General features: G+C 70.9%; 19 protein-coding genes and 1 tRNA gene. 11 read left to right on the top strand and 9 right to left on the bottom strand.

Annotated features, from left to right (window positions below; all coding sequences use genetic code 11):
- Window positions 1-43: 43 nt before the first annotated feature.
- Window positions 44-2,047, top strand: coding sequence for a UvrD-helicase domain-containing protein (locus VPH43_RS00590; RefSeq protein ID WP_328575699.1), 2,004 nt, complete (start codon window positions 44-46; stop codon window positions 2,045-2,047).
- An 18-nt stretch (window positions 2,048-2,065) separates the two neighbouring features.
- Here VPH43_RS00590 and lolD read toward each other — a convergent pair whose 3' ends face one another.
- From lolD to VPH43_RS00565, 5 genes are all read right to left on the bottom strand, one after another.
- Window positions 2,066-2,737 (bottom strand): lipoprotein-releasing ABC transporter ATP-binding protein LolD, encoded by a 672-nt coding sequence (gene lolD / locus VPH43_RS00585; RefSeq protein ID WP_328575698.1) that lies wholly within the window; start codon window positions 2,735-2,737, stop codon window positions 2,066-2,068.
- Window positions 2,730-3,986: a lipoprotein-releasing ABC transporter permease subunit gene (locus VPH43_RS00580; RefSeq protein ID WP_328575697.1), complete on the bottom strand. Its 1,257-nt coding sequence runs from the start codon at window positions 3,984-3,986 to the stop codon at window positions 2,730-2,732. The genes lolD and VPH43_RS00580 overlap by 8 nt, the downstream gene beginning before the upstream one ends.
- 210 nt (window positions 3,987-4,196) lie before the next feature.
- Window positions 4,197-4,343, bottom strand: coding sequence for a hypothetical protein (locus VPH43_RS00575; protein ID WP_328575696.1), 147 nt, complete (start codon window positions 4,341-4,343; stop codon window positions 4,197-4,199).
- Between the two features lie 72 nt (window positions 4,344-4,415).
- The gene (locus VPH43_RS00570) at window positions 4,416-5,471 is read right to left on the bottom strand and encodes a hypothetical protein (protein ID WP_328575695.1); all 1,056 of its coding nucleotides are present in this window, start codon (window positions 5,469-5,471) and stop codon (window positions 4,416-4,418) included.
- 153 nt (window positions 5,472-5,624) lie between these two features.
- Window positions 5,625-6,248, bottom strand: coding sequence for a glutathione S-transferase family protein (locus VPH43_RS00565; RefSeq protein WP_328575694.1), 624 nt, complete (start codon window positions 6,246-6,248; stop codon window positions 5,625-5,627).
- 118 nt (window positions 6,249-6,366) lie between these two features.
- On the opposite strand from VPH43_RS00565, the gene VPH43_RS00560 reads away from it, so the two are divergent.
- The 3 genes from VPH43_RS00560 to recJ all read left to right on the top strand — a co-directional run bounded on the left by VPH43_RS00560 (window position 6,367) and on the right by recJ (window position 10,374).
- Complete coding sequence (locus VPH43_RS00560) at window positions 6,367-7,398, top strand: isocitrate/isopropylmalate dehydrogenase family protein (protein ID WP_328575693.1); 1,032 nt, start codon at window positions 6,367-6,369, stop codon at window positions 7,396-7,398.
- Window positions 7,399-7,738: 340 nt separating this feature from the next.
- Complete coding sequence (locus VPH43_RS00555) at window positions 7,739-8,653, top strand: hypothetical protein (protein ID WP_328575692.1); 915 nt, start codon at window positions 7,739-7,741, stop codon at window positions 8,651-8,653.
- Window positions 8,653-10,374, top strand: coding sequence for a single-stranded-DNA-specific exonuclease RecJ (gene recJ, locus VPH43_RS00550; protein ID WP_328575691.1), 1,722 nt, complete (start codon window positions 8,653-8,655; stop codon window positions 10,372-10,374). The genes VPH43_RS00555 and recJ overlap by 1 nt, the downstream gene beginning before the upstream one ends.
- A 12-nt stretch (window positions 10,375-10,386) precedes the next feature.
- Here recJ and VPH43_RS00545 read toward each other — a convergent pair whose 3' ends face one another.
- Entirely contained in the window at window positions 10,387-11,040 is a 654-nt protein-coding gene (locus tag VPH43_RS00545) for a PEP-CTERM sorting domain-containing protein (protein WP_328575690.1), read from the bottom strand.
- A 120-nt stretch (window positions 11,041-11,160) separates the two neighbouring features.
- A complete protein-coding gene (argH, locus tag VPH43_RS00540) occupies window positions 11,161-12,576 on the bottom strand; it encodes an argininosuccinate lyase (RefSeq protein WP_328575689.1) in 1,416 nt (471 codons plus the stop codon).
- Window positions 12,577-12,650: 74 nt separating this feature from the next.
- On the opposite strand from argH, the gene VPH43_RS00535 reads away from it, so the two are divergent.
- Both VPH43_RS00535 and VPH43_RS00530 read left to right on the top strand, forming a co-directional pair.
- Window positions 12,651-13,766: a sensor histidine kinase gene (locus tag VPH43_RS00535; protein ID WP_328575688.1), complete on the top strand. Its 1,116-nt coding sequence runs from the start codon at window positions 12,651-12,653 to the stop codon at window positions 13,764-13,766.
- A complete protein-coding gene (locus tag VPH43_RS00530) occupies window positions 13,763-14,548 on the top strand; it encodes a LytR/AlgR family response regulator transcription factor (protein WP_328575687.1) in 786 nt (261 codons plus the stop codon). Before VPH43_RS00535 ends, VPH43_RS00530 begins: the two co-directional genes overlap by 4 nt.
- Window positions 14,549-14,602: 54 nt before the next feature.
- On the opposite strand, the gene VPH43_RS00525 is transcribed toward VPH43_RS00530, so the two are convergent.
- Both VPH43_RS00525 and ppc read right to left on the bottom strand, forming a co-directional pair.
- Window positions 14,603-15,760, bottom strand: a complete 1,158-nt coding sequence (locus tag VPH43_RS00525; protein ID WP_328575686.1) for a serine hydrolase domain-containing protein — start codon at window positions 15,758-15,760, stop codon at window positions 14,603-14,605.
- Between the two features lie 90 nt (window positions 15,761-15,850).
- On the bottom strand, window positions 15,851-18,790 hold the full coding sequence (gene ppc / locus VPH43_RS00520; RefSeq protein ID WP_328575685.1) for a phosphoenolpyruvate carboxylase: 2,940 nt from the start codon (window positions 18,788-18,790) through the stop codon (window positions 15,851-15,853).
- A 6-nt stretch (window positions 18,791-18,796) separates the two neighbouring features.
- Here ppc and hemC point away from each other — a divergent pair, with 6 nt between their 5' ends.
- The 5 genes from hemC to VPH43_RS00495 all read left to right on the top strand — a co-directional run bounded on the left by hemC (window position 18,797) and on the right by VPH43_RS00495 (window position 23,070).
- Window positions 18,797-19,729, top strand: coding sequence for a hydroxymethylbilane synthase (gene hemC, locus VPH43_RS00515; protein ID WP_328575684.1), 933 nt, complete (start codon window positions 18,797-18,799; stop codon window positions 19,727-19,729).
- A gap of 22 nt (window positions 19,730-19,751) precedes the next feature.
- Window positions 19,752-20,504 carry a uroporphyrinogen-III synthase gene (locus tag VPH43_RS00510; protein WP_328575683.1) on the top strand — a complete coding sequence of 251 codons (753 nt, stop codon included), beginning with the start codon at window positions 19,752-19,754 and terminating at the stop codon, window positions 20,502-20,504.
- Between the two features lie 24 nt (window positions 20,505-20,528).
- Complete coding sequence (locus tag VPH43_RS00505) at window positions 20,529-21,686, top strand: uroporphyrinogen-III C-methyltransferase (RefSeq protein WP_328575682.1); 1,158 nt, start codon at window positions 20,529-20,531, stop codon at window positions 21,684-21,686.
- A gap of 9 nt (window positions 21,687-21,695) precedes the next feature.
- The gene (locus VPH43_RS00500; protein ID WP_328575681.1) at window positions 21,696-22,943 is read left to right on the top strand and encodes a heme biosynthesis HemY N-terminal domain-containing protein; all 1,248 of its coding nucleotides are present in this window, start codon (window positions 21,696-21,698) and stop codon (window positions 22,941-22,943) included.
- Window positions 22,944-22,993: 50 nt separating this feature from the next.
- Window positions 22,994-23,070: transfer RNA gene (locus tag VPH43_RS00495), tRNA-Arg, on the top strand.
- Window positions 23,071-23,239 lie beyond the last annotated feature (169 nt).

Below are 23,239 nucleotides of genomic sequence, written 5' to 3'. Positions count from 1 at the left end.
CGCGGCGGCGCCGGCGCGACATGCCAGCGCCGATACTGCCGCCATGACGATGTGGCATTTCAACCCTGCGGGCTTCGAGCCCACGCCTGAGCAGCGCGCGATCCAGTGCGCCGACGCGCCCCATGTGGTGGTGCAGGCCAATGCGGGTGCAGCGAAGACCACGACCCTGGCCCTGCGCATCGGCGAAGCGCTGGCCCGCGGCATGCCGCCCGCGCACATCGTGGCGCTCACCTACACCGAGCCGGCGGTGCAGGCGCTGCAGGCGTCGCTGGAGCGCGTGGGTGTGCCGGCGCGTGTGGCCCAGGCCATGCAGCTGCGCACGGTGGACCGCTTCAGCGCCGAGTGCCTGGAGCGCCTCGAAGGCAAGGGCGTGGCGTGGCTGGACACGCCGGAGCAGGTGAAACCCCGGCTGCTGCAGGCGGTGGAGGCACTGCGCGAGGCGGCGTTGGAGCAGGGCGAGCCCGAGCTGCCGCTGGCGGGCGTGGAGGCGTGGGTGGAAGGCCTGCTGGCCGACTTTCTCTGGCTCAAGGGCACGCTCGCGCTGGCGCTGCAGGCGCCGGGGGCGCGCATCACGCCCGCGGTGGCGGCCGACGTGGGCATGGACCCGGTCGCCTTGCGCCTGTTCCGCGCCCATGAGGCACTGCGCTACGACCCGCGCGAGGAGCGTCCGGCCTTCCGGTCGCCCGGCGACGCCACCTACGACCTGGCCATGGCGCTGCGCGCCGACGACCCGCCCTTCCTCGATGTGCATCCGCTGCGCCTGGGTTTCGAGCTGGTCGTGCTGGACGAGATGCACGACACCAACCGGGCGATGTTCACCGTGCTGCAGCACCTGCTGGCGCAGAACCCGCAGGCGGCCTTCGTCGGCGTGGGTGACGCGCACCAGGTGATCCACAAGCTGGCCGGCGCCGATGCCACGTTCATGCGCGATGAGTTCGATCGCACCATCGGCGTGCCGCTGCGACCGCCGCTGTCGGCCTCCTACCGTGCCGGGCCCGCGCTGGCCGCGGCCGCCGGCCGGGTGGCGGGCAAGCCCTTTGGCTCACGCAGCGGGTGGGAGACCGACATCCGCGTGCTGCCCTGCGAGGACGATGCGGACCAGGTCTGGCAGGTGGCCCAGGCCGTGCGCCAGGCACGCAACGCCGTGCCGCCCGGCAGCCGCCCCAGCGTGGCGGTGCTGCTGCGCCAGGCGCATCTGTCGATCGCGCTGGAGAACCACTTCCTGGACCACAACCCCGACGGCGCCCTGGACTACCGCACCGCCGGCTTCGACACCTACCTGCAGCGGCCGGAGCTGCTGTTCGTGCGTGGCCTGCTGGCCCAGGCCGCCGGCGACTTCGAGGGGTTTGTGCCGGGCACCCTGGCGGCCGTGCTGCGCGCGCTGTTCATGTTCACCGAATCGCGGATCGACACCGGCCAGCCCGAACGCGACTCGGATGCACGCTGGCATGCCACCCAGGTGGAGGCCATGGCGGCGGACGCGCGTGGTGTGCCGGCCTTCGTGGAGAACCAGGTGCTGCGCAATGCGAGGCCGGCGACACGCGAGCGCATCGAGGCGGCGCTGCAGGCGGCGCGCGGGGGCTCGGCCGCCTGGCCCACGCTGTTCCTGGCGGCGCTGCAGGCCGAGCAGATCGCCGAGCGGGTGCTGGTGCGGGCGATCGACGTGGCGCAGGCCGGCGCCAACGTCGCGGCCTTCATCGCGACTGCGGCCGACTACCAGAGCGCTGCCTCGTTCCTGGAGGCGATCAACGGGCGCGAGCAGCGGCTGGTGAACCTGGGGCGCGGCGGCCGCCGGAACGCCCGCGCGGGTGCAGGCAGCAGCCGCGTGCTGCTGGCCACCGTGGAGGCGGTGAAGGGCCTGGAGTTCGACGAGGTGGTGATGCCGGGCCTGAACCGCGGCGAGTTTGCGATCGGCGGGGACAGCACCGACAACCGCAACCTTTTCTACGTGGGCATCACGCGGGCGCGGCGCCGGCTGACCCTGCTGCATCGCAAGGGCCAGGCCAGCGCCTACCTGCGTGACGCGGGGCTGCTGCCCGGGGCGTGACGCAGGCCGGGCAGCGCGTCAGAGCCGACCCTGCACCAGGCGCAGCACACGGCCGCAGCGGGCCGCCAGGCTCTCGTCGTGCGTGACCATCACGAAGGCCGTGCCGCTTTCGCGCGCCACCTCCAGCATGAGCGCGAACACACCGTCGGCCGTGTTGCGGTCCAGGTTGCCGGTGGGCTCGTCGGCCAGCACGCAGGCCGGCCGCGTGACCAGCGCGCGCGCGATGGCCACCCGCTGGCGTTCGCCACCGGACAGCTGCGAGGGCCGGTGCATCACGCGTTCGGCCAGGCCCACGCGCGCCAGCATCTGCCGCGCCGCCTCGTGCGCCTGGGCGTCGGTCTGGCGCCGGATGCGCAGCGGCATCGCCACGTTGTCCAGCGCGGTGAACTCCGGCAGCAGGTGATGGAACTGGTACACGAAGCCCAGGTGCTGGTTGCGCCAGCGGCCGGCTTCGGCGGTGGTCATGTCGGCGAAGTCACGGCCCTTGAGCGTGACGCGGCCGGCGGTCGGCTGGTCCAGCCCCCCCAGCAGGTGCAGCAGCGTGCTCTTGCCGGAGCCGGAGGCGCCGACGATGGCCAGCGTTTCGCCCTCGTGCACCGCCATGTCGACGCCCTGCAGCACGGCGACGTCGAGGTCGCCTTCGTGGAAGCGCTTGTGCAGGCCCTGAGCGGACAGTGCCACCTCATTCATAACGCAGCGCCTCCGCCGGTTGCACGCGGCTGGCGCGCCAGCTGGGGTAGAGGGTGGCCACGAAGGAGAGCACCAGGGAGATGAGCACGATGGGCACGATGTCGCTTTGCTGCGGCTCGCTCGGCATGTTGCTGATGACGTAGATGCTGCTGGGCAGGAAGCGCGTGTTCAGCAGGTGCTCGATGAAGGGCACGATCACGTCGATGTTGAACGCCACCAGCAGGCCGAGCAGCGTGCCGCTGAGCGTGCCGATGATGCCGGCCGCGGCACCCTGCACCACGAAGATGCCCATGATGGACTGCGGGCTCGCGCCCAGCGTGCGCAGGATCGCGATGTCGGCCTGTTTGTCGGTGACGGTCATCACCAGCGTGCTCACCAGGTTGAACGCGGCCACGGCCACGATCAGCGTGAGGATGATGAACATCAGCCGCTTTTCCACCTGCACCGCGTCGAACCAGTTGCGGTTGGTGCGGGTCCAGTCGCGCACCAGCACATCTCGGCCGAAGCTGGCCTGCAGCTTGTCGCCCACCGCGCGCGCCTCGTGCACGTCCTTCAGCTTCAGCTGCACGCCGGTAGGCCCGCCGGTGCGGAACAGGCGCGCCGCATCGTCGATGTGGATCAGCACCAGCGCGCTGTCGTATTCATAGTGGCCGGCATCGAAGGTGCCCACCACGGTGAACTGCTTCAGGCGGGGCACCACGCCGGCCGGCGTGACCGTGCCACCCGGCGCCACCAGGGTGACCTGGTCGCCTTCGCGCACATTGAGCTGGCGCGCCAGCTCGCCGCCCAGCACGATGCCAAATTCACCGGGATGCAGCTTGGCCAGCGTGGTGTCGCGCAACTTGGCGGCCAGCGCGGTGACGTTGGCTTCATCCTGGGGCGAGATGCCGCGCACGATGGTGCCGCGCATGTCCTCGCCGCGCGCGATCAGCGCCTGCGTGGCGATGAAGGGCGCCGCGCCGATCACCTCGTGCTGGCGCCGCGCCTGCTCGGCGGTGGTTTTCCAGTCAGGCAGTGCGCTGCCTTGCGGCTCCAGCAGCTCGATGTGCGCCACCACCGACAGCATGCGGTCGCGCACTTCCTTCTGGAAGCCGTTCATCACGCTGAGCACGATGATGAGCGCGGCCACGCCGAGCGCGATGCCCAGCATGGAGACACCCGAGATGAAGGAGATGAAGCGGTTGCGCCGGCCGGCCCGGCCGGCCCGCGTGTAGCGCCAGCCGACCACCAGCTCGTAGGGAAGGGTCATAGAGGGGGGATGTTAGCCGCCGGCCCGGAGCGGCTGCATCTTCTGCGGTGGGATCGGCTCGGTGGGGGCGCTGTGCAGAACTCATGTCCCCCGGGCTGGGCGAGCCGAGCCCTCCTCCTTCACTTCGCTCTGCGCAGCACCCCCACCGAGCCGATCAGGCGCCACCGATCACGGCGACGAGTGCCGGCGGTGAGGGTGGTGGGAGGAGGTTCAGCGCTTCTTCGAGGACTTGTTGTCCTGCTGCTTCTGCGGCGACTTGGCGGCCGGCGAGTTGCCGTCGGGGGCCTTGCCGGAGGTCTTGGCGGGGCGCTGGCCGCCCTTGTCCGCTTCGGTGTGCTGTTGACCGCTCTTGCTCATGGGACGCTCCTGTGAGTGTGGGACACCCTGCTTCCCTGGCAACCCGTGTGCCGCGGTCGCGAGGTGCGCGCTTCACTCCGGCAGGTTCAGTGTGGTGGCGCCGCGTTGTGCGCCGGGCGCGAGGTCGTTGTCCTCCAGCTCACGCCGGAAGCCGCGCCACGCGGCGTCTGCATAGGCCTTCATCGCCGCCTGCCGTGCCGGCGAGCCGGCTGCCCCGGGACCCAGGTCCATCCGGCTGATGCACATGTATTCGGCACGCGCGCCGGTGAGGTGCATGTCGGTGCGCCATGCAGGCGTGTCCTGGGCCAGCGGCAGGTCCAGCCGCAGCAGGTTCTGGCGCAACTCGTCCCACAGCGGCGCAGGGTCTGCACCGACCGGCTTGGCGGTGGTCGGCCTGCCCAGCACGCACTGGCGCGCGATGCCGTGCTGCTCGGTCCATTGGAAGCCGCTGCGGGGCGTGGTGCCTTCGCAGGCCTGGGCTTCGGGCCAGCGGGTGTTCATGCTGCCCGCGGCATGGCGGTTGAAGGTGGCCAGCAGCAGTGCGTTGGCGCCCAGGCTGTCCAGGCGCCCCAGGGCCACCGAGGCCACCGGAATCGGCTGCGCCGGCACCGATGGCAGCGCCGAGTTCTGCGCCACCGAGTGGTCGAGCGTGGCCAGCACCACCCATTGGCCCGGTGGCACGATGAGCTGTTTCTTCGCGCCCGCCCAGCCGACCGTCACCGGCCCCGGGCCCTGGAACACGTCGCCGATGCGGAAGGTGACCGCACCACTCGATGGATCGGCCGCGATCTTGGCCAGGCGCTGGGTTGGGAAGGGGCCCGCGGGTGGGACGTCAGGCTTGGCGCTGGTCACGGGCGCGGCAGGGGATACCGCGGGCGATGGCGATGGCTGTGCTGACGCGGGCTCGGCCTTGGCGAGCGCGGCAGCCGCCAGCCTGGCGAAGAAACCGTTCGGGAAGGCGGCGAGGTAGGCGCGGTAGGCGTCCGGCGTGCCGATGCGCTCGGTGGTGGCCCAGAACTGGGCGTCCACCGCGCTCGGGCCTTGGGTCGTGCCGGGGGCTGTAGCGGTTGCCGTGCCGGCGGCCAGCGAAGGGGCGCATGGCACGGCAGCCAGGCCGGTTGCGGCCATCAGGAGAAGGGCAGCTCGGGCGGCCGATGTGGTCATGAGGATCCTGTGGGTGAGCAGCGAGCGCGAAGCTTACCGGCGAAACGGGCAACGGCCGCTCCGACAATGCGCCGCTTCTTCGGTGTCGCGGTCGCAGTCGTGGCGACGGCAGCGCCTTCAGCGCGACAGCGGCAGCGTCACCACCTTGCGGCAGGCCGGCCGTTGCGCCAGCCTGCCAAACCAGCTTTCCAGCCGCGCCAGCGTCGGGCGTTCCACCGGCAAGGCGAACCAGCGCCAGACCGCGCAGCCCAGGGCGATGTCGCCCATCGTGAAGTGCGCGCCGGCCACGTATTCGCGGCCCAGCAGCGCCTGGTCCAGCAGGGTCAGTGCCGCCAGGCTCTCCAGCCGCGCAGCTTCGGTGGCCTTGGCATCGCGCTGCTCGGGCGGCGTGCGCATGTAGGCGCGAAACAGTGGCACCAGCGCCGGCCACAAGGTGGAGTTCGTCCAGTCCATCCAGCGGTCGGCGTGCGAGCGCAGCGCCGGGTCCTCCGGCCACAGCGTGCCGCTGGCGTAGCGCGCGGCCAGGTAGCGCACGATGGTGTTCGACTCCCACACCACCAGGCCACCATCGTTGATCACCGGCACCAGCCCGTTCGGGTTGAGCGCGCGGAACTCGGGCGTGTCCACCACGCCGAAGTGCCGGCCGGCGTCGATGCGCTGGTAGGCCACGCCGGCCTCCTCGCAGCACCACATCACCTTCTGCACGTTGACTGAATCGGCGTTGCCCCAGAGTGTGAGCACGGGCGCTCCTGGTGACCTGAAGCCGGCGATTGTGGCGCCGCGTGCGGGGATGTTGCGGCCCTCCTGATGTGGAGGTCACGCATGCCATGAAGGCATCGGCGCGGCTATGCTGCCCGCCATGAGCACACGCATCCCTGCCACCCTGATCGCCGGCGACGGCATCGGCCCCGAGATCGTCGATGCCACCCTGCTGGTGCTGGACGCCCTGCAAGCGCCCTTCGACTGGGACCACCAGGTCGCCGGCCTGGGCGGCGTGAAGGCGGCGGGCGACCCACTGCCGGCCGCCACGCTGGACAGCATCCGCCGCACGCGCCTCGCGCTCAAGGGCCCGCTGGAAACGCCCTCCGGCGGCGGCTACCGCTCGTCCAACGTGCGGCTGCGTGAGGAATTCAAGCTCTACGCCAACCTGCGGCCGGCGCTCACCATCATCCCGGGCGGCCGCTTCGACAACATCGACCTCGTGGTCGTGCGCGAAAACCTCGAGGGCCTGTACATCGGCCACGAGGCCTACATCCCGATCGACGACGACCCGCATGCAGTGGCCATGGCGACCGGCATCAACACCCGCAAGGGCAGCCGCCGCCTGCTGGAGTTCGCCTTCGAGCACGCCATCGCCACCGGCCGCAAGAAGGTGACCGTGGTGCACAAGGCGAACATCATGAAGGCGCTGACCGGCATCTTCCTGGAGACGGCCGAACAGCTGCACGCCGAGAAGTACAAGGGCCGCATCGCACTCGACGCGGTGATCATCGACGCCTGCGCGATGAAGCTGGTGCTCAACCCCTGGCAGTTCGACGTGCTGGTGACGACCAACCTGTTCGGCGACATCCTCTCCGACCTGGCCGCCGGGCTGGTGGGCGGCCTGGGCATGGCACCGGGCGCCAACATCGGTGCGGATGCAGCCATCTTCGAAGCCGTGCACGGCTCGGCGCCGGACATCGCGGGCCAGGGGAAGGCCAATCCCACGGCGCTGATGTTGGCCGCAGCGTTGATGCTGGACCATTGCCGTCTGCCGGAGTTGGCGACGCGCTTGCGCAGAGCCATCAGCGACACGCTGAACCTCGACAACGTGCGCACCGGCGACCTGGGTGGCAAGGCGAGCACGTCGGAGTACGCAAAGGCGCTGGTGGCTCGTATTTCGAATGGGTAATTTGCTCGTTCTTGCGACCTCTTGAGCGCTCGATCGGGCCGCCGGGGCGCTCTGCTTCGCTCATGTCCCCCGGGGCTGACCTCCGGCCAGCCCCTCCTCCTTTACTTCGCTACGCAGAACGCCCCGCCGTCCCGATCCTCCACCGCCGGGGTGTTCAACGGTTCGAAACCACGAGCGGTGGTGAGGCAAGGTTGGGGTGTGGCCCCCGTAGCGAAGTAAAGGAGGAGGCCGCGGCCGCAGGCCGTGGCCGGGGGACATGAGCGGAGTGGGGCCACGCCCCAGCCTTGCCGCGCTCCAGCCATCCAACACCTCGCAAAGCGGGACGGGATAATCGCGCCCCATGCATCTCATCGTCCCCTTTGCTGCGCCGTTGTCCGAGGCCGGCCGCCATGCGCTGCAGACCCTGAAGCTGCCGCACCTGGACGCGCTGCTCACCCGCATGACGATGGCATGGCGCGACGATGGCGATGCGCTGTCCTTCAGCCCGCCGCATGAACGTGCCGAGGCGCGCGCGCTCGGGCTGGCTGGTGCCGATGGTGAACTGCCCTGGGGCGCGCTGCGCGCCACGCAGGACGGTGTGGACACCGATGGCCTCGCCTGGGGCCTGCTGACCCCCGTGCACTGGGAAGTGGGCAGCGACCATGTGCGCCTCACCGACCCCGATGCACTGGCGCTGGACGATGCCGGCTCGCGCAGCTTTTTCGAGGCGGTGCAGCCGCTGTTCGAATCGGAGGGCCTGCTGCTCGTGTACGGCGCGCCCTTGCGTTGGTATGTGGCGCACGAGTCGCTCACCGAGCTGGCCACGGCCTCGCTGGACCGGGTGATCGGGCGCCACCTGGACAACTGGTTGCCTTCCGGCCCGAACGCGCGGCTGATGCGCCGGCTGCAGAACGAGGTGCAGATGCTGCTGTACACGCATGAGCTCAACGAGCAGCGTGAAGCGCGCGGTGAGTTGCCGGTCAATTCCTTCTGGTTGAGCGGCTGCGGGCTGCACCAGCCGGTGAAGCAGGGCGTTGCCCTGCAGGTGGACGATCGCCTGCGCACGCCGGCGCTGTCGGAGGACTGGGCGCGCTGGGCCGAGGCCTGGCGCCAGCTGGATGCGAGCCTCGCCGTGCAAAGCACACGGCCGGCCAGCCTGGTGCTGTGCGGTGAACGCACGGCCGTGCAGTTCGACACGCGCGAGCGGTCGTTGTGGCAACGCCTGCAAGGCACACTGCGCGGCGCTTCGGCCATCGCGCTGCTGGAAACCCTGTGATGAACACGCCCCTGATCGAAACCCGCGACTGCCCGCCCCGGGTGGCCTTTGCGCTGGAGCAGGCGGGTGTGCATCCGCTGCTCGCGCGCCTGTTCGCCGCGCGCGGCGTGCGGGCGCCGCAGGAGCTGGACGACAGCCTGGGCCAGCTGCTGCCGCCCGGCGCGCTGCACGGCGCCGCCGAAGCCGCGTGTGTGCTGGCCGATGCGCTGCAGCAGGCGCAGCGCATCTGCGTGATCGCCGATTACGACTGCGACGGCGCCACCGCCTGTGCGGTCGCCTTGCGCGGCCTGAAGATGCTGGGCGCCAAGCCGGGCACTTTGCACTACGTGGTGCCCGACCGCGCGGTGCATGGGTATGGCCTCACGCCGGCGATCGTGGACCTGTCCTTGCGCAAGGAGCCGCAGCTGCTGCTCACGGTGGACAACGGCATTGCCAGCCACGCCGGCGTGGCGCATGCCCGCGCCAAGGGCCTGGGCGTGGTGATCACCGACCATCACCTGCCGGCGCTGATCGACGGGGCCACGCCGCTGCCGGACGCCACCTGCATCGTCAACCCCAACCAGCCGGCCTGCGGCTTCGAGAGCAAGCACCTCGCGGGCGTGGGCGTCATGTTCTACGTGCTGCTCGCGCTGCGGGCGGAGTTGCGCTCACGCGGCGTGTTCGACGCGCAGACGCAGCCCAAGCTGGACGCGCTGCTGGACCTGGTGGCGCTGGGCACCGTGGCCGACGTGGTGCGGCTGGACGCCAACAACCGCCGCCTGGTGGCGCAGGGCCTCAAGCGCGTGCGCGCGGGCCGCATGCAGCCGGGCCTGGCGGCCTTGTTCAGTGCCGCGGCACGCGACCCGCGCCGGGCCAGTGCCTTCGATTTCGGCTTTGCGATCGGGCCGCGCATCAATGCGGCCGGCCGCCTGTCCGACATGACGCTGGGCATCGAATGCCTGCTGACCGACGACCCCGCGCGCGCGGCCGCGCTGGCGCAGCAGCTGGACAGCATCAACCGCGAGCGCCGGGAGGTGGAAGCCGGCATGCGCGAGCAGGCCGAGGCGCTGCTGGAATCGCTGATGCCCGAAGGCGATGCGCCCAGCGCGGTGGTGCTGTTCGACCCCGAGTTCCATGAAGGCGTGGTCGGCATCGTGGCCGGCCGGCTGAAGGACCGGCTGCACCGGCCGACCTTTGTGTTTGCGCTCGGGCAGGACGGCCTGCTGAAGGGCTCCGGCCGCTCCATCCCGGGCTTTCATCTGCGTGATGCGCTGGACCTGGTGAGCAAGCGCCATCCCGGCGTGCTGAAGAAGTTTGGCGGCCATGCGATGGCGGCCGGCTGCACCCTGGACGAAGAGCACTTCGACACCTTCGACGAGGCCTTGCAGCAGGTGGCCGCCGAATGGCTGGATGCCGCCACCCTGCAGCGCCGCCTGCGCACCGACGGTGGCCTGCCCGCGGAGTACTTCGATGCGCAGACGGTGCAGGTGCTGGACAGCCAGGTGTGGGGCCAGGCCTTCGAGCCGCCGTTGTTCTGCGACGAGGTGGAGGTGGTGGCCCAGCGCCTGGTGGGCGAAAAGCACCTGAAGCTGCGGGTGCGCCATTGCGGCGCCCTGCGCGACGCGATCTGGTTCGGCCGCGTGGAGCCGGTGGCCGAGCGGGTGCGCCTGGCTTACCGCCTCAGCCTGGACGAATACCAGGGCCAGCTGCGGGTGCAGATGGTGGTGGAGGCGCTCGGCTGAGCGCTCGCCGCTTCAGTGGCGCGTCTTGCGCCGAGTGCCTGCCGCCAGCCCTGCCAGGCCTGCCAGCATCAGCGCCACGGTGCCAGGCTCCGGCACGGCGAGCACGGTGGTATTGGCGGCGTAGTAGAACGCCGGCATCGAGTAGTTGCGGCTGGTGACGCCGGGCGCTTCATAGGCGTCCACGGTGCCCACATAGCGCAGGCCCGAGAAGGTGAGCGTGCCGGGCAGGCCGCCCCCAAAGTCGGTCGCGTTGAAGGACTGGCCGAAGTGGAAGTCGCCTTCGGAGTCGGTCTTCCAATTGGACGTGAGGAAGGCCACGCCCTGGCTGTCCAGCAGCGACAGCTGGCCGGTGCCCACCACGCGCGATCCGACGTCCGCATAGGCAAAAGCCCAGAGCATCGAGGTGTTGGTGAGGGTCAGGCTCTGGCTGCCCTTGAAGTCGATGGTGAGGTGCAGCGTGTCGCCCACGCCCAGTGCCACCGGCGCCACCTCGTCGAAGGCCGGCGGGCCCTGCACGCCGGTGAAGCCCACGGGGGACAGGCCCGCCAGCGTGAGGTCCAGCGTGTGGTTCACCGCGACGGTGGCCGCCCCGGCGCCCGAGGCAAGGGCAAGGCTGGCGACCGCGATGGCGGCGGCTCGGCAGATGGCGCGCTGGACTGGCTGCATGGGGTTCCCTCGTCAACGCCCGGTGGGCCGGGCTGGTATGGAGCGAGGCAAATCTAACAGTCGGGCCGGTTTTGTGGGCCCCCGGGTCCGGGGGGCGGCGCCCTTGCGCTACCCGCCGATTCAGGTGGTGGTCTGCGCCAGCCGGGCCAGGTGCCGTGCGATCTGCGCCCGCACCTGCGCCGGGGCCGTGCCGCCCAGCACGTTGCGCGCGTTGAGCGAGCCGCGCAGGGTGAGCACCTCGTACACGTCCTCGCCGATGGCGGCATGAAAGCCCTTCAGCACGTCCAGCGGCAGTGCGCTCAGGTCCACGCCCTGCTGCAGTGCCTGCTTGACGGCGTGGGCCACCACTTCATGGGCGTCGCGGAAGGGCAGGCCCTTCTTCACCAGGTAGTCGGCCAGGTCGGTGGCAGTGGCATAACCCTTGAGCGCCGCTTGCTCCATGGCGTCGGGCTTGACCACGATGCCGCCCACCATCTCGGCCATGATGCGCAAGGTGTCGCGCAGCGTGTCCACGGTGTCGAACAAGGGCTCCTTGTCTTCCTGGTTGTCCTTGTTGTAGGTGAGCGGCTGGCCTTTCATCAGCGTGATCAGGCCCATCAGGTGGCCCACCACGCGGCCGCTCTTGCCACGCGCCAGCTCGGCCACGTCGGGGTTGCGCTTCTGCGGCATGATCGACGAGCCGGTGCAGTAGCGGTCGGCCAGGTCGATGAAGCCGAAGTTCTGGCTCATCCACAGCACGATCTCCTCGGCCAGGCGCGACACGTGCACCATGGTGATGGCCGCGAAGCTGCTGAACTCGAGCGCGAAGTCGCGGTCGCTCACCGCGTCGAGGCTGTTGAAGCACACGCCGTCGAAGCCCAACGCCTTGGCCACGCGCTCGCGGTCCAGCGGGTAGCTGGTGCCGGCCAGCGCGGCCGCGCCCAGGGGCAGGCGGTTCACCCGCTTGCGCACGTCGGCCAGCCGTTCGGTATCGCGCGCGAACATCTCCACATAGGCCAGCAGGTGGTGCGCAAAGCTCACCGGCTGCGCCACCTGCATGTGGGTGAAACCGGGCATCACCGTTTCGGTGTGCTTCTCAGCCACCGCCACCAGCGCGCGCTGCATGTCGGCCAGCAGTGGCGCGAGGTTGTCGATCTCACTCCGCAGCCACAGCCGCACGTCGCTGGCCACCTGGTCGTTGCGCGAGCGGCCGGTGTGCAGCCTTTTTCCGGCGTCGCCCACCAGCTGGGTGAGGCGGGCCTCGATGTTCAGGTGCACGTCCTCCAGGTCCAGCTTCCATTCGAAGCGGCCGGATTCGATCTCTTCGGTGATCTGCGCCATGCCACGCTGGATGGCCGCCAGGTCGTCGGCGCCGATGATGCCTTGCGCCGCCAGCATGTCGGCATGTGCCAGCGAGCCCTGGATGTCCGCGCGCCACATGCGCTGGTCGAAGAACACGCTGGCGGTGTAGCGCTTGACCAGCTCGCTCATCGGTTCGGAGAACAGGGCGGACCAGGCTTGCGACTTCTTGTCGAGTTGGTTGTTCGATGCGGACATGGCGGGGGCTGCAGAGGCGGCGCCATGATCCACAATCGCGGCGCGAGGAGCATCGATTCTATCGGCCGCCCCCTTTGAAGCCCGCCGCACCACCCCCCGCCCGCGCCACCCGGCCCGCCACCACCCCGCCCAGCAGTTTCACAGGCGGCGGCTCCACCTATCCCAGCTTTGCCGACACGGTGCAGGCCGCTGCACGCGTGCAGTCGCCCGTGGCCGCCAGCGGCACCTTCGACGTCTGCCACGCCGGGCTGGCCTTGCGCGCTGTGCTGTATGTACAGGCCGTGCTGGGCATCACCGCCTTGTTGTGGTCGGACAGCTGGCTGCAGGCCCTTACCACACTGGGCCCGGCGGTGTTTGCCGGGCTGTTGGGCACCCTGGCCTGGCTGCTGCTGGTGTGCGCCGCGCGCCATGCACTGGCCCGCTCGTCCACCGTGCCGCGCACCGTGTTCGTGCTGGGCCTGGGCGCGCTGTGTGCGGTGGCCGGGCACGCCAGCCTGCTGCCCTTCCAGCTGGTGCCCACGCCGGGCTTGCGCTGGCTGGCCGTGGGGCTGGCCGGCGCGCTGATCGCGGGCACCGTGTGGACCTGGCTGGTGCTGCGCGTGCGCTCGCGCCTGCCGGCGGAAGCCGCCGCCCGCCTGGCCGAACTGCAGTCGCGCATCCGGCCGCACTTCCTGTTCAATGCGCTCAACACCGCGGTCGCCCTGGTGCGGGTGGACCCCACACGCGCCGAGGAGGTGCTGGAAGACCTGGCCCAGCTGTTCCGCGTCGCGCTCGAAGACCACGGCCAGGCCGTGACGCTGGCCGAGGAAGTGGAACTCGCGCAGCGATATCTCGCGATCGAGCAGGTGCGCTTCGGTGACCGCCTGCGCGTGCGTTGGGAGATCGACCCCGCCGCCGGCGCGGCGCGCGTGCCGCCACTGCTGCTGCAGCCGCTGGTGGAAAACGCGGTGCGCCATGGCATCGAGCCCTCGCCCGATGGCGGCGAGGTGGTGGTGCGCACCCGCGTGCGGCGCGGTCACGCGGTGGTGGACATCACCAACACGCTGTCGCCCCAGCCGTCCCGGCCCGGCCACGGCATGGCGCTGCGCAATGTGCGCGAGCGCCTGCAGCTGCTGCACGACGTGGCCGGGCAGTTCGAAGTCCGGCGCGACGCCGATCGTTACCGCGTGAAGATCGAGGTGCCCCTGTGACCCAGCCCACCGACACGCCGCCGCTGCGCGTGCTGCTCGTCGACGACGAACCGCTGGCGCGTTTGCGCCTGCGCACCTTGCTCGGCGAATGCCCGGCGCCGGCCACCGAGGTGCTGGGCGAAGCCGGCGATGCCCCCCAGGCGCTGGCCTGGCTGCAGGTGCACGACTGCGACCTGGTGCTGCTGGACGTGCACATGCCCGGCATCGACGGCACGCAGATGGCCGCACAGGTGCGCCAGCGCCCGCGCCCGCCGGCCGTGGTGTTCGTGACCGCGCACGCCGAACATGCGCTCACCGCCTTCGAGCTGGACGCGGTGGACTACCTCACCAAGCCGGTGCGACGCGAGCGCCTGCAGGCCGCGCTGCAGCGCGTGAGCCAGCGCCTGCAGTCACGCCCGCCGCCGCAGCCGCTGGACGACAGCCAGGTGCTGGTGATCAGCGAACGCGGCCGCGTGTTGCGCCTGCCGCTGGACGAGGTGCTGTACCTCAAGGCCGAGCTCAAGTACGTGACCTTGCGCACCGCCAACCGCAGCTATGTGCTGGACGAAACCCTGAGCGAGCTGGAGCAGCGCCTGAGCGAGCGTTTCATCCGCGTGCACCGCAACGCGCTGGTGTCACGCAGCGCGGTGCGGGCGCTGGAGCGGCGCGCGGTGGCTGGCGGCGAGGAGGAAGGCAACGAGGTCGGCTGGGCGGTGCAGGTGGCTCCGCTGGGCGAGTGGCTGGCGGTGTCGCGGCGCCAGGTGAGCGCGGTGCGCGAGGCGCTGGAGGCGGGGGCGCGCTAAAGCCCCGCTGCGCAGGCCGGCGCGACAAGCCCGCAGCCCAGGGCGTCGCTGTGATCAGCCGCGCAGGTGGCGATAGATCGCCGCCCGCAGGTCGTCGGGAAAACGCCCCATCATCCCGGCGATGGTGGTGTTGGTCAGCGTCACCATCGTGAGCTCCTGCGCGGCGTCCACCAGCCAGCAGTGGCCGTACACGCCGCCCCACTGCCAGGCGCCCGGCGAGTGCGGCACTTGCGCAGCCGCCGGATCGAGCAGCACCGCGCCGCCGAAGCCAAAACCCCAGCCCGGGCCTTGCAGGTCGATCGGCAGTTCGCCGGTCTGGTTCTGCCGCATGGCGCGGCTCCAGGTGGGCGGCAGCAGGGTGCCGCTGTCGCTGCGCAGCGCTTCGAAGAACGCCAGCATCTCGTGCGCGGTGCCCACCATGCCGGCACCACCTGAGGGATAGGAGCCCGGGTCGAACACCCGCGAGGGTGCGAAGCGCGTGGCCATCTCGGGAGCGGCCGCATCCGCCAGCACCTCCAGCTCGCGCATGCGGCGCGGCACCGGTGTGTCGTCGGCATACGGGGTGGCCAGCCGGCCGGTGTCCCGCACGGTGAAACCGGTGTCGCGCCAGCCCAGCGGCTCGCCGACCAGCTGCCTCACGACGTCCGGCAGCGTCTGCCCGGTGGCGGCTTCCAGCACGCCGCCCAGTACGTCGAGCGAGAGCGAATAGCGCCAGGCCTCGCCCGGCCGGAACGCCAGCGGCACCCGGGCCAGGCGGCGCAGGTTTTCCTGCAGCGACAGGCCGGGCTGGTCCAGACCGTCCGACACACGCGCTTCGTGGAAGGCGCTGCCCGGCGGCTCCATGAAGCCGTAGCTCAGGCCGGCGGTGTGGTTCAGCAGGTGGCGCAGCCGGATCTCCGGCACCTCCCCATCGGCCAGGCGCGGGCGGAAGCCCGGCAGCCAGCGTGTGACCGCATCGTCCAGCGACAGCCGGCCGCCGTCCACCAGCGCCAGCGCTGCGGCGGTTACTACCGGCTTGGTCAGGGAAGCGAGCCGGAAGATCGTGTCCTCCGTCATGGGCTGGGCCGCCTCGCGGTCGGCCAGGCCGGCCACATGGCGCAGCACGAGCTGGCCGCGATGCACCACCAACACCACCGCGCCCACCAGGCGCTGTTCGGCGATGGCCTGCGTGATGACCGGCCCGACCGCCATGTCCCAAGACGATGGTTGCATGCAAGCGCTCCTTGTCCGTGGCCGTGAAGTGCGGCGGACAATAGGGCGACCCGTGCGCCCGGTGGCGTTCGAGGGTTACTGCGCGCGGCCTCAGCCTGTGTTACGCAAGCCCGCCGCCACACCGTTGATCGAGATGTGGATGCCGCGCTGCACCCGCTCCATCGAGGGATCGTCGGTGCGGCGGTGGCGATAGCGCCGGATCAGCTCCACCTGCAGGTGGTTCAGCGGGTCCAGGTAGGGGAAGCGGTGTTCTATCGAGCGCGCCAGCGAGGGGTTGGACGCCAGGCGTTGCGCTTCCCCGGTGATCAGCGACAGTGCTTCGGACGTTGCCTCCCATTCGGCCTGGATGGCGGCGAAGATTTTCTTGCCTAGCCGCTTGTCCTCCACCAGCTCCACGTAGCGGGCGGCCACACGCAGGTCGCTCTTGGCGAGCACCATGTCCAGGTTGGACAGCAGGGTGCGGAAGAAGGGCCACTGCTTGTGCATGCGCTGCAGCAGTGCCAGGCGCTCCTTGCGAGCCTTCGGCTCCGGGCCCAGGTAGTGCTTCACCGCAGAGCCAAAGCCAAACCAGCCCGGCAGTGCCACCCGGCACTGGCCCCAGCTGAAGCCCCAGGGGATCGCGCGCAGGTCCTCGATCGCCCGGCTGGCCTTGCGCGAGGCCGGGCGCGAGCCGATGTTGAGCTCCGCGATCTCGCGGATCGGCGTGGCGGCAAAGAAGTAATCGGTGAAGCCGGGGGTGTCGTACACCAGCTCGCGGTAGGCCGCCATGCTGGCGCTGGACAGGGCATCGGCCGCTTCCAGAAAGGCCTTGCTGGCGCTCTTGGTCGGGTGCAGCAGGGTGGCCTCCAGGGTGGCCGCGACCAGCGTCTCCAGGTTGCGCCGGCCGATGTCGGGGTGGGCGTACTTGGAGGCGATCACCTCGCCCTGCTCGGTGAGGCGGATCTGGCCGTTCACGGTGCCGGGCGGTTGCGCCAGGATGGCCTGGTAGCTCGGGCCGCCGCCGCGTCCCACGGTGCCGCCCCGCCCGTGGAACAGGCGCAAGGTGATGCCGTGCTGCTCGCGCAAGGGGCCGAACAAGGTGACCAGCGCGGTCTCGGCGCGGTAGAGCTCCCAGTTGCTGGTGAAGAAGCCGCCGTCCTTGTTGCTGTCGCTGTAGCCCAGCATGATGTCCTGCTCGGCGCCCGAGCGCTGCACCAGGCCCAGCACGCCGGGCAGGGCGTAGAAGGCCTGCATGATGGCCGCCGCGTTGCGCAGGTCGCCGATGGTCTCGAACAGTGGCACCACGATCAGGTCGGCCACCGCGTGGTCGTCCAGCGTGCCGCGCAGCAGGCCCACTTCCTTCTGCAGCAGCAGCACCTCCATCAGGTCGCTCACGTCCTCGGTGTGCGAGATGATGTAGTGGCGCAGCGCGGCGCGGCCGTAGCGGCGCAGCATCTCCACCGCGGTGTCGAAGATGGCGATCTCGCTTTCGGCGAGCTCGGAGTACTGGTGCCCGCGCACCCGCAGCGGGCGCGCGTCGTTGAGCAGGCGCAGCAGCAGCTCGCGGCGCGCGCCTTCGTCCAGTGCGCTGTAGTCGGCCTCCACGCGGGCCACCTTCAGCAGCTCGGCCACCACGGCCTCATGCTTGTCGGAGCTCTGGCGCAGGTCCACCGTGGCCAGGTGGAAGCCGAACACCTGCACCGCGCGCATCAGCGGCGCCAGGCGCGGGCCCACCAGCGCCTCGGCATGGTGGGATTTGAGCGAGGCTTCGATCACCCGCAGGTCGGCCAGCAGCTCCTCCGCGCTGGTGTAGGGGTTCTGCGGCGCCACCGCATGGCGCAGCGCCTCGGTGCCGGTGAGCTGCTGCAAGGTGGCGGCCAGCCGCGCATACATGCCGATCAGTGCGCGCCGGTAGGGTTCGTCCTCGCGATGCGGGTTGCGGTCCGGCGAGCGCTCGGCCAGTGCCCGCATCTCAGGCGTCACCGGCGCCAGCATGGCCGACACCGACAGCTCGGCGCCCAGCTCGTGCATCTCGGTCAGGTAGAAGCGCAGCGCGGTTTCGCTCTGGCGCGAGAGCGCGCGCTTCAAGGTGTCGGCGCTGACGTTCGGGTTGCCGTCGCGGTCGCCGCCGATCCAGTTGCCCATGCGGAAGAAGGACGCCACCGCATGGCCGGGCAGGGCGTTCTCCAGCTCGCGGTACATGCGCGGTATCTGGCGCAGGAAGGTGGCGTGGTAGTAGCTGAGCGCGGTCTCGATCTCGTCGGCCACGGTGAGCTTGGCATAGCGCAGCATGCGCGTCTGCCACAGCTGCGTGATGCGGGCGCGGATCATCGCCTCGTTCTCGCGCAGGTCCGCTTCGGTGTGCAGCTCGTCGCGCTGCTCCACCAGCTGGGCAATGGCGCGTTCGGCGTCCAGGATGCTCTTGCGCTGCACCTCGGTGGGATGGGCGGTGAGCACCGGCGAGATGTAAGCTTGTTCCAGCATTTGCGCCACGTCCGCGGCCCGCACGTCGGCCTGCGCCAGGCGTTCGAAGGTCATCGCCAGCGAGCCCTCCTGCAGGTGGCCCTGCGCGCTGTGGTGCTCGCGCCGGCGCACGTGGTGGCGGTCCTCCGCGATGTTGGCCAGGTGCGAGAAGTAGCTGAACGCGCGGATCACGCTCACGGTCTGGTCGCCCGAAAGGTTCTTGAGCATGCGGTCCAGCACGCGGCCGGCGCTGGCGTCGCGTTTCAGCCGGTAGGCCACCGACAGCTGGCGCACCCGCTCCACCAGCTCGAAGGCCTCCTTGCCCTCCTGTTCGCGGATCACGTCGCCGAGGATTCGGCCCAGCAGGCGGATGTCCTCCATCAGCGGCCGGTTCTTGGCCGCAGCGTCTTCCACCGGCCGGGGGGTGGCTCGGCGGGCGCGGGGAGCGGGCTGGGCGGCGGGCGTGCGCGGCATGGCGATCCTTTGGCTATGTGTAACTTGGTTACCAATCCACATGCTACCAAAGCCGGCTGAAAAGCGGCTGAGGGCATGTGCCCGGCGCAGGCGCGAAGTGCCGCCTGCTAGCATCGCCCGATGAGCCAGCCCCTGATCATTGCCACCCGCGAGAGCCGCCTTGCGCTGTGGCAGGCAGAACATGTGCGCGAGCTGCTGCACACCCGCTTCGGCGCCACCGTGCAGCTGCTGGGCATGACCACCCGCGGCGACCAGATCCTGGACCGCACCCTGTCCAAGGTGGGTGGCAAAGGCCTGTTCGTGAAGGAGCTGGAGAACGCGCTGGAAAGCGGCGAAGCACACCTGGCGGTGCATTCGCTCAAGGACGTGCCGATGGAGCTGCCGGCCGGCTTTGCGCTGGCGGCGGTGCTGGAGCGTGAAGACCCGCGCGACGCCTTGGTCTCGCCGCGCTACGAGTCTCTGGCCGCATTGCCGCAAGGCGCCTGTGTGGGCACGTCCAGCCTGCGCCGTGTGGTGCTGCTCAAGGCGCTGAGGCCGGACCTGCGCATCGAGCCACTGCGCGGCAACCTGGACACGCGCCTGCGCAAACTGGACGACGGGCAGTACGACGCCATCGTGCTGGCTGCCGCGGGCTTGAAGCGCCTGGGCCTGGCCGAACGGATCCGCAGCGTGTTCACCGAGGAAGAGATGATCCCCGCGGCAGGGCAGGGCGCGCTCGGCATCGAGACGCGCGAGGATGCTGCCGAGCTGCGCGCCCGGCTGGCCACGCTGATCCACCGGCCGACCTGGCTGGCGGTGCAGGCCGAACGTGCGGTGTCGCGGGCCCTGGGGGGAAGCTGCAGCATGCCGCTGGCGGCGCATGCCCGCTTCGAGGGCGGCGAGCTGCAATTGAGCGCGGCGCTGGGTGATGGCGAGCGGCCCGAGCGGCCGCTGCTGCGGGTGCGCCTGCGGGCCGCGGTGGCCGACGATGCCGCTGCGCGCGCGCTCGGCGATGAGGCCGCGGCCCAGCTGCGCGCCCAGGGCGGCGACGGCTACCTGCCTGCATCCACCTGACCTGCTGGCAGCCGCTCCCGCCATGCGCCTGATCGTCACCCGGCCGCAGCCCCAGGCTGACGAATGGGTGGCCGCCTTGCATGCACGCGGCGTGCAGGCCGAAGCGCTGCCGCTCATCGACATCGGCCCGGCGGCCGACGAAGCGCCAGTGCACCAAGCATGGGTGCAGCTGTCGACCATGGCGCTGGCGATGTTCGTCAGCCCCAACGCAGTGGGCCGCTTCTTCGCCTGCCGGCCGGCCGCGGCCACCTGGCCGGCGCAGCTGTGGGCCGGCAGCACCGGGCCCGGCACCTCGGCCGCCTTGTTGGCCGCCGGTGTGCCGCCGGAGTGTGTGGTGCAGCCCGATGCGTCGGCCGCGCAGTTCGATTCCGAAGCGCTGTGGGCCCGGCTGGCCGCGCTGCGGTCGTGGCAGGGCGCGCGGGTGCTGATCGTGCGCGGTGAAGGCGGTCGCGACTGGCTGGCGCAGACCCTGGCGGGGCAGGGCGCGCAGGTCAGCTGCGTACAGGCCTACCGGCGCGCCGCACCGCAGCTGGATGCGGCGCAGCAGGCGGTGCTGGCCCGGGCTTTGGCCGACCCAGCCGGTCACCTGTGGTTGTTCAGCAGCTCGGAAGCCATCGGCCACCTGCTCGCGCTGGCGCCGGCGGGCACAACGTGGCAGCAGGCACGGGCCCTGGCCTCCCATCCGCGCATCGCGGCGCGCGCGCGGGCAGCGGGTTTTGGGCGCGTACGGCAGGTGCGGCCCACGATGGAGGCGGTGCTGCAGGCGCTGGGCTGAAGCCTCAATACAATCGCCCGCACCGTGAACCAGCCGTTGTCGCCGTCGCCCGCTCCTGTGCCGATCGAGGCTTTGCCCGTGCCGGCCCGCCCGCCCGCCGCCTCCTCCGCGGCGCGCTGGCTGGCGCTGGGGGCCGGCCTGCTGGCGGTGCTGACCGCGGCCGCGCTGACACTGGCCATCACCACCCAGCAACGGGTGCGTTTGCTGGAGCGCGAGCTGGTCAAGCGCCAGCAGGAATCGAACGGCGAGGCCGCCGAGGCGCGCATGCTGTCGCGCCAGGCGCAGGACACCGCGCGTGACGCCGCCGCCAAGGTGGCCCTGCTCGACGCGAGGGTGAGCGAGGCTGCGCTGCAGCGCAGCCAGCTGGAGGAGCTGATCCAGTCCCTGTCCCGCTCGCGCGACGAGAACATCGTGTCCGACGTGGAGACGTCCCTGCGCGTGGCGCTGCAGCAGACCGCAATCACCGGCAGCGCCGAGCCGCTGGTGGCCACGCTCAAGCAGTCGGAGGACCGGCTGGCGCGCTACAACCAGCCGCGCCTGGAGCGCGTGCGCCGGGCGATCGCGCACGACCTCGATCGTGTGAAGGCGGTGGGCGTGACCGACATCTCGTCCCTCACCCTGCGGCTGGACGAAGCCGTGCGCCAGATCGACGAGTTGCCGCTGCTGTCCTCCGCCGAGCAGCGCAAGCCGGCCGCGCCCACCACGGCGGCCGCGGATGCCAGCCGGCCGCTGCCCAAGCGCTCGGTGAGTGGCGCGGCGTCGGCGCCAGCGGTTGCGCTGCCCGCCTCGGAGCCCTGGCCCTGGGCCAAGCGCATGGACGCGCTGTGGCAAGGCGTGAGCAGCCGCGTCTGGGAGGAAGCGCGCACGCTGGTGCGGGTGACGCGCGTGGACGTGCCGGAGGCGGCCCTGCTCGCGCCCGAGCAGGCCTTCTTCCTGCGCGAGAACCTCAAGCTGCGTCTGCTCAACGCCCGGCTGGCGCTGCTGAGCCGGCAGTTCGACACCGCCCAGTCGGACCTGCGCGATGCGCAGAATGCGCTGGAGCGCTACTTCGATCGCAGCTCGCGCCGCGTGCAGGCCACCAGCGAGCTGGTGCGCCAGGTGGCCGGCCAGGCGCGCCTGGTGAGCGTGCCGCGGCCCGATGAAACCCTGGCCGCGCTGACGGCCGCCGGCGCCGGGCGCTGACGGTACGCGATGCGCGGCGTCGTCTGGATCATCCTGTTGTTCGTGGGCGCAGTGGTGGCGGCGTCCACGCTGGGCCGCAACGACGGGCTGGTGAGCTTCTACTGGGGCCACTGGCGCCTGGACGTGTCGCTCAACCTGTTCCTGCTGGGGCTGGTGCTCAGCTGCTTCGTGCTGGTGTCGGTGATCCAGGGCGTGAATGCACTGGTGTCGCTGCCGGCACGGGCGCGCGAATGGCGTGTCCTCAAGCGCGAGCGCGCTGCCCAGGCCGCGCTGCGCGAGGCGCTGGCGGAGTTGTTCGCCGCCCGCTACAGCCGGGCCCAGAAGGCGGCGCTGCGGGCCTTGAGCATCCAGGACAGCACACCCGAGCTCGAAGGCGATCATGAGCTGCGCATGCTGGGCCACCTGCTGGCCGCTGCCAGCCTGCATCGGCTGCAGGACCGGCCGCACCGCGACGAACAGCTGCGCCGAGTGTTCCAGCTCTCGCGACGGGGCGCGCTGGCGCGGGCGGCCGACGACGGCGCGCGCCTGCTCGCCGCCGAGTGGGCACTGGAAGAGCGCGATGCGCCGCGTGCGCTGGAGCAACTGGCGGAGCTGCCGGCAGGCGCCGCGCGCCGCACCCAGGCGCTGCGCCTGAAGCTGCAGGCCAGCCGCCTGAACCGGCAGCCGCTGGAGGCGCTGCGCACCGCGCGCCTGCTGGCCAAGCACCAGGGCTTCTCGCGCACCGCGGCCCAAGGCCTGCTGCGTTCACTGGCCTGCGAGGCACTGGACGCCGCACACGACGCGGACCAGCTGCGCCGGGTCTGGCAGCAACTGGACGCCAACGACCGCCGTGACAGCTGGGTGGCCGCACGCGCCGCACGCCGCGCCGGCGTGCTGGGTGCACCCGATGAGGCGCGGGCCTGGCTGCGCCCGTTCTGGGACCGCATGGGCGAGCTGTCGCAGGAAGAGCGCGACCAGGTGGCGCTGGCCCTGCTGGAAACGCTGCATGGCGTGGGCGCCGACTGGCTGCCGCGCCTGGAGGCCGCACTCACGCGCTTCCCAGGTGAGCCGGGGGTGGCTGCCGCAGTCGGCGCGGCCTTTGCCGAACGCCAGCTGTGGGGCAAGGCCAGGCGCCTGCTGGAAGAGGCGGCGCGCTCGCCGGCGCTGGATGCCCGCGCACGCCGCAAGGCCTGGCGCCACCTGGCCCGCCTGGCGCGCCAGGACGGCGACACCGATCGCGCGGCCGAATGCGACCACGCCGCCGCCCAGATCGACTGACGCCCAAGGCTTTCCAGACACGAAATTTTGCTGCTATACTGCGTGGCTTCGCGGCTGTAGCTCAGTTGGATAGAGTACTTGGCTACGAACCAAGGGGTCGTGGGTTCGAATCCTGCCAGCCGCGCCAAAAACAAGAAGAGATCAACGGGTTAGCACCGCAAGGGCTAACCCGTTTTCCTTTGCTGGGCGACTTTTCCGGCGCCCGAATGCGGCGGCGCGCAATTCATCGGCCAGCTGCTCCACGACATTGCGCGGGGCTTCCCGGAGCAGGCGGGCGTCGTGCCCCTCGCCCCGAG

The organism is Ideonella sp. BN130291, assembly GCF_036231905.1.
Taxonomy (GTDB): domain Bacteria; phylum Pseudomonadota; class Gammaproteobacteria; order Burkholderiales; family Burkholderiaceae_C; genus CAMLIZ01.
This window is presented reverse-complemented; position numbering and strand designations above follow the sequence as displayed.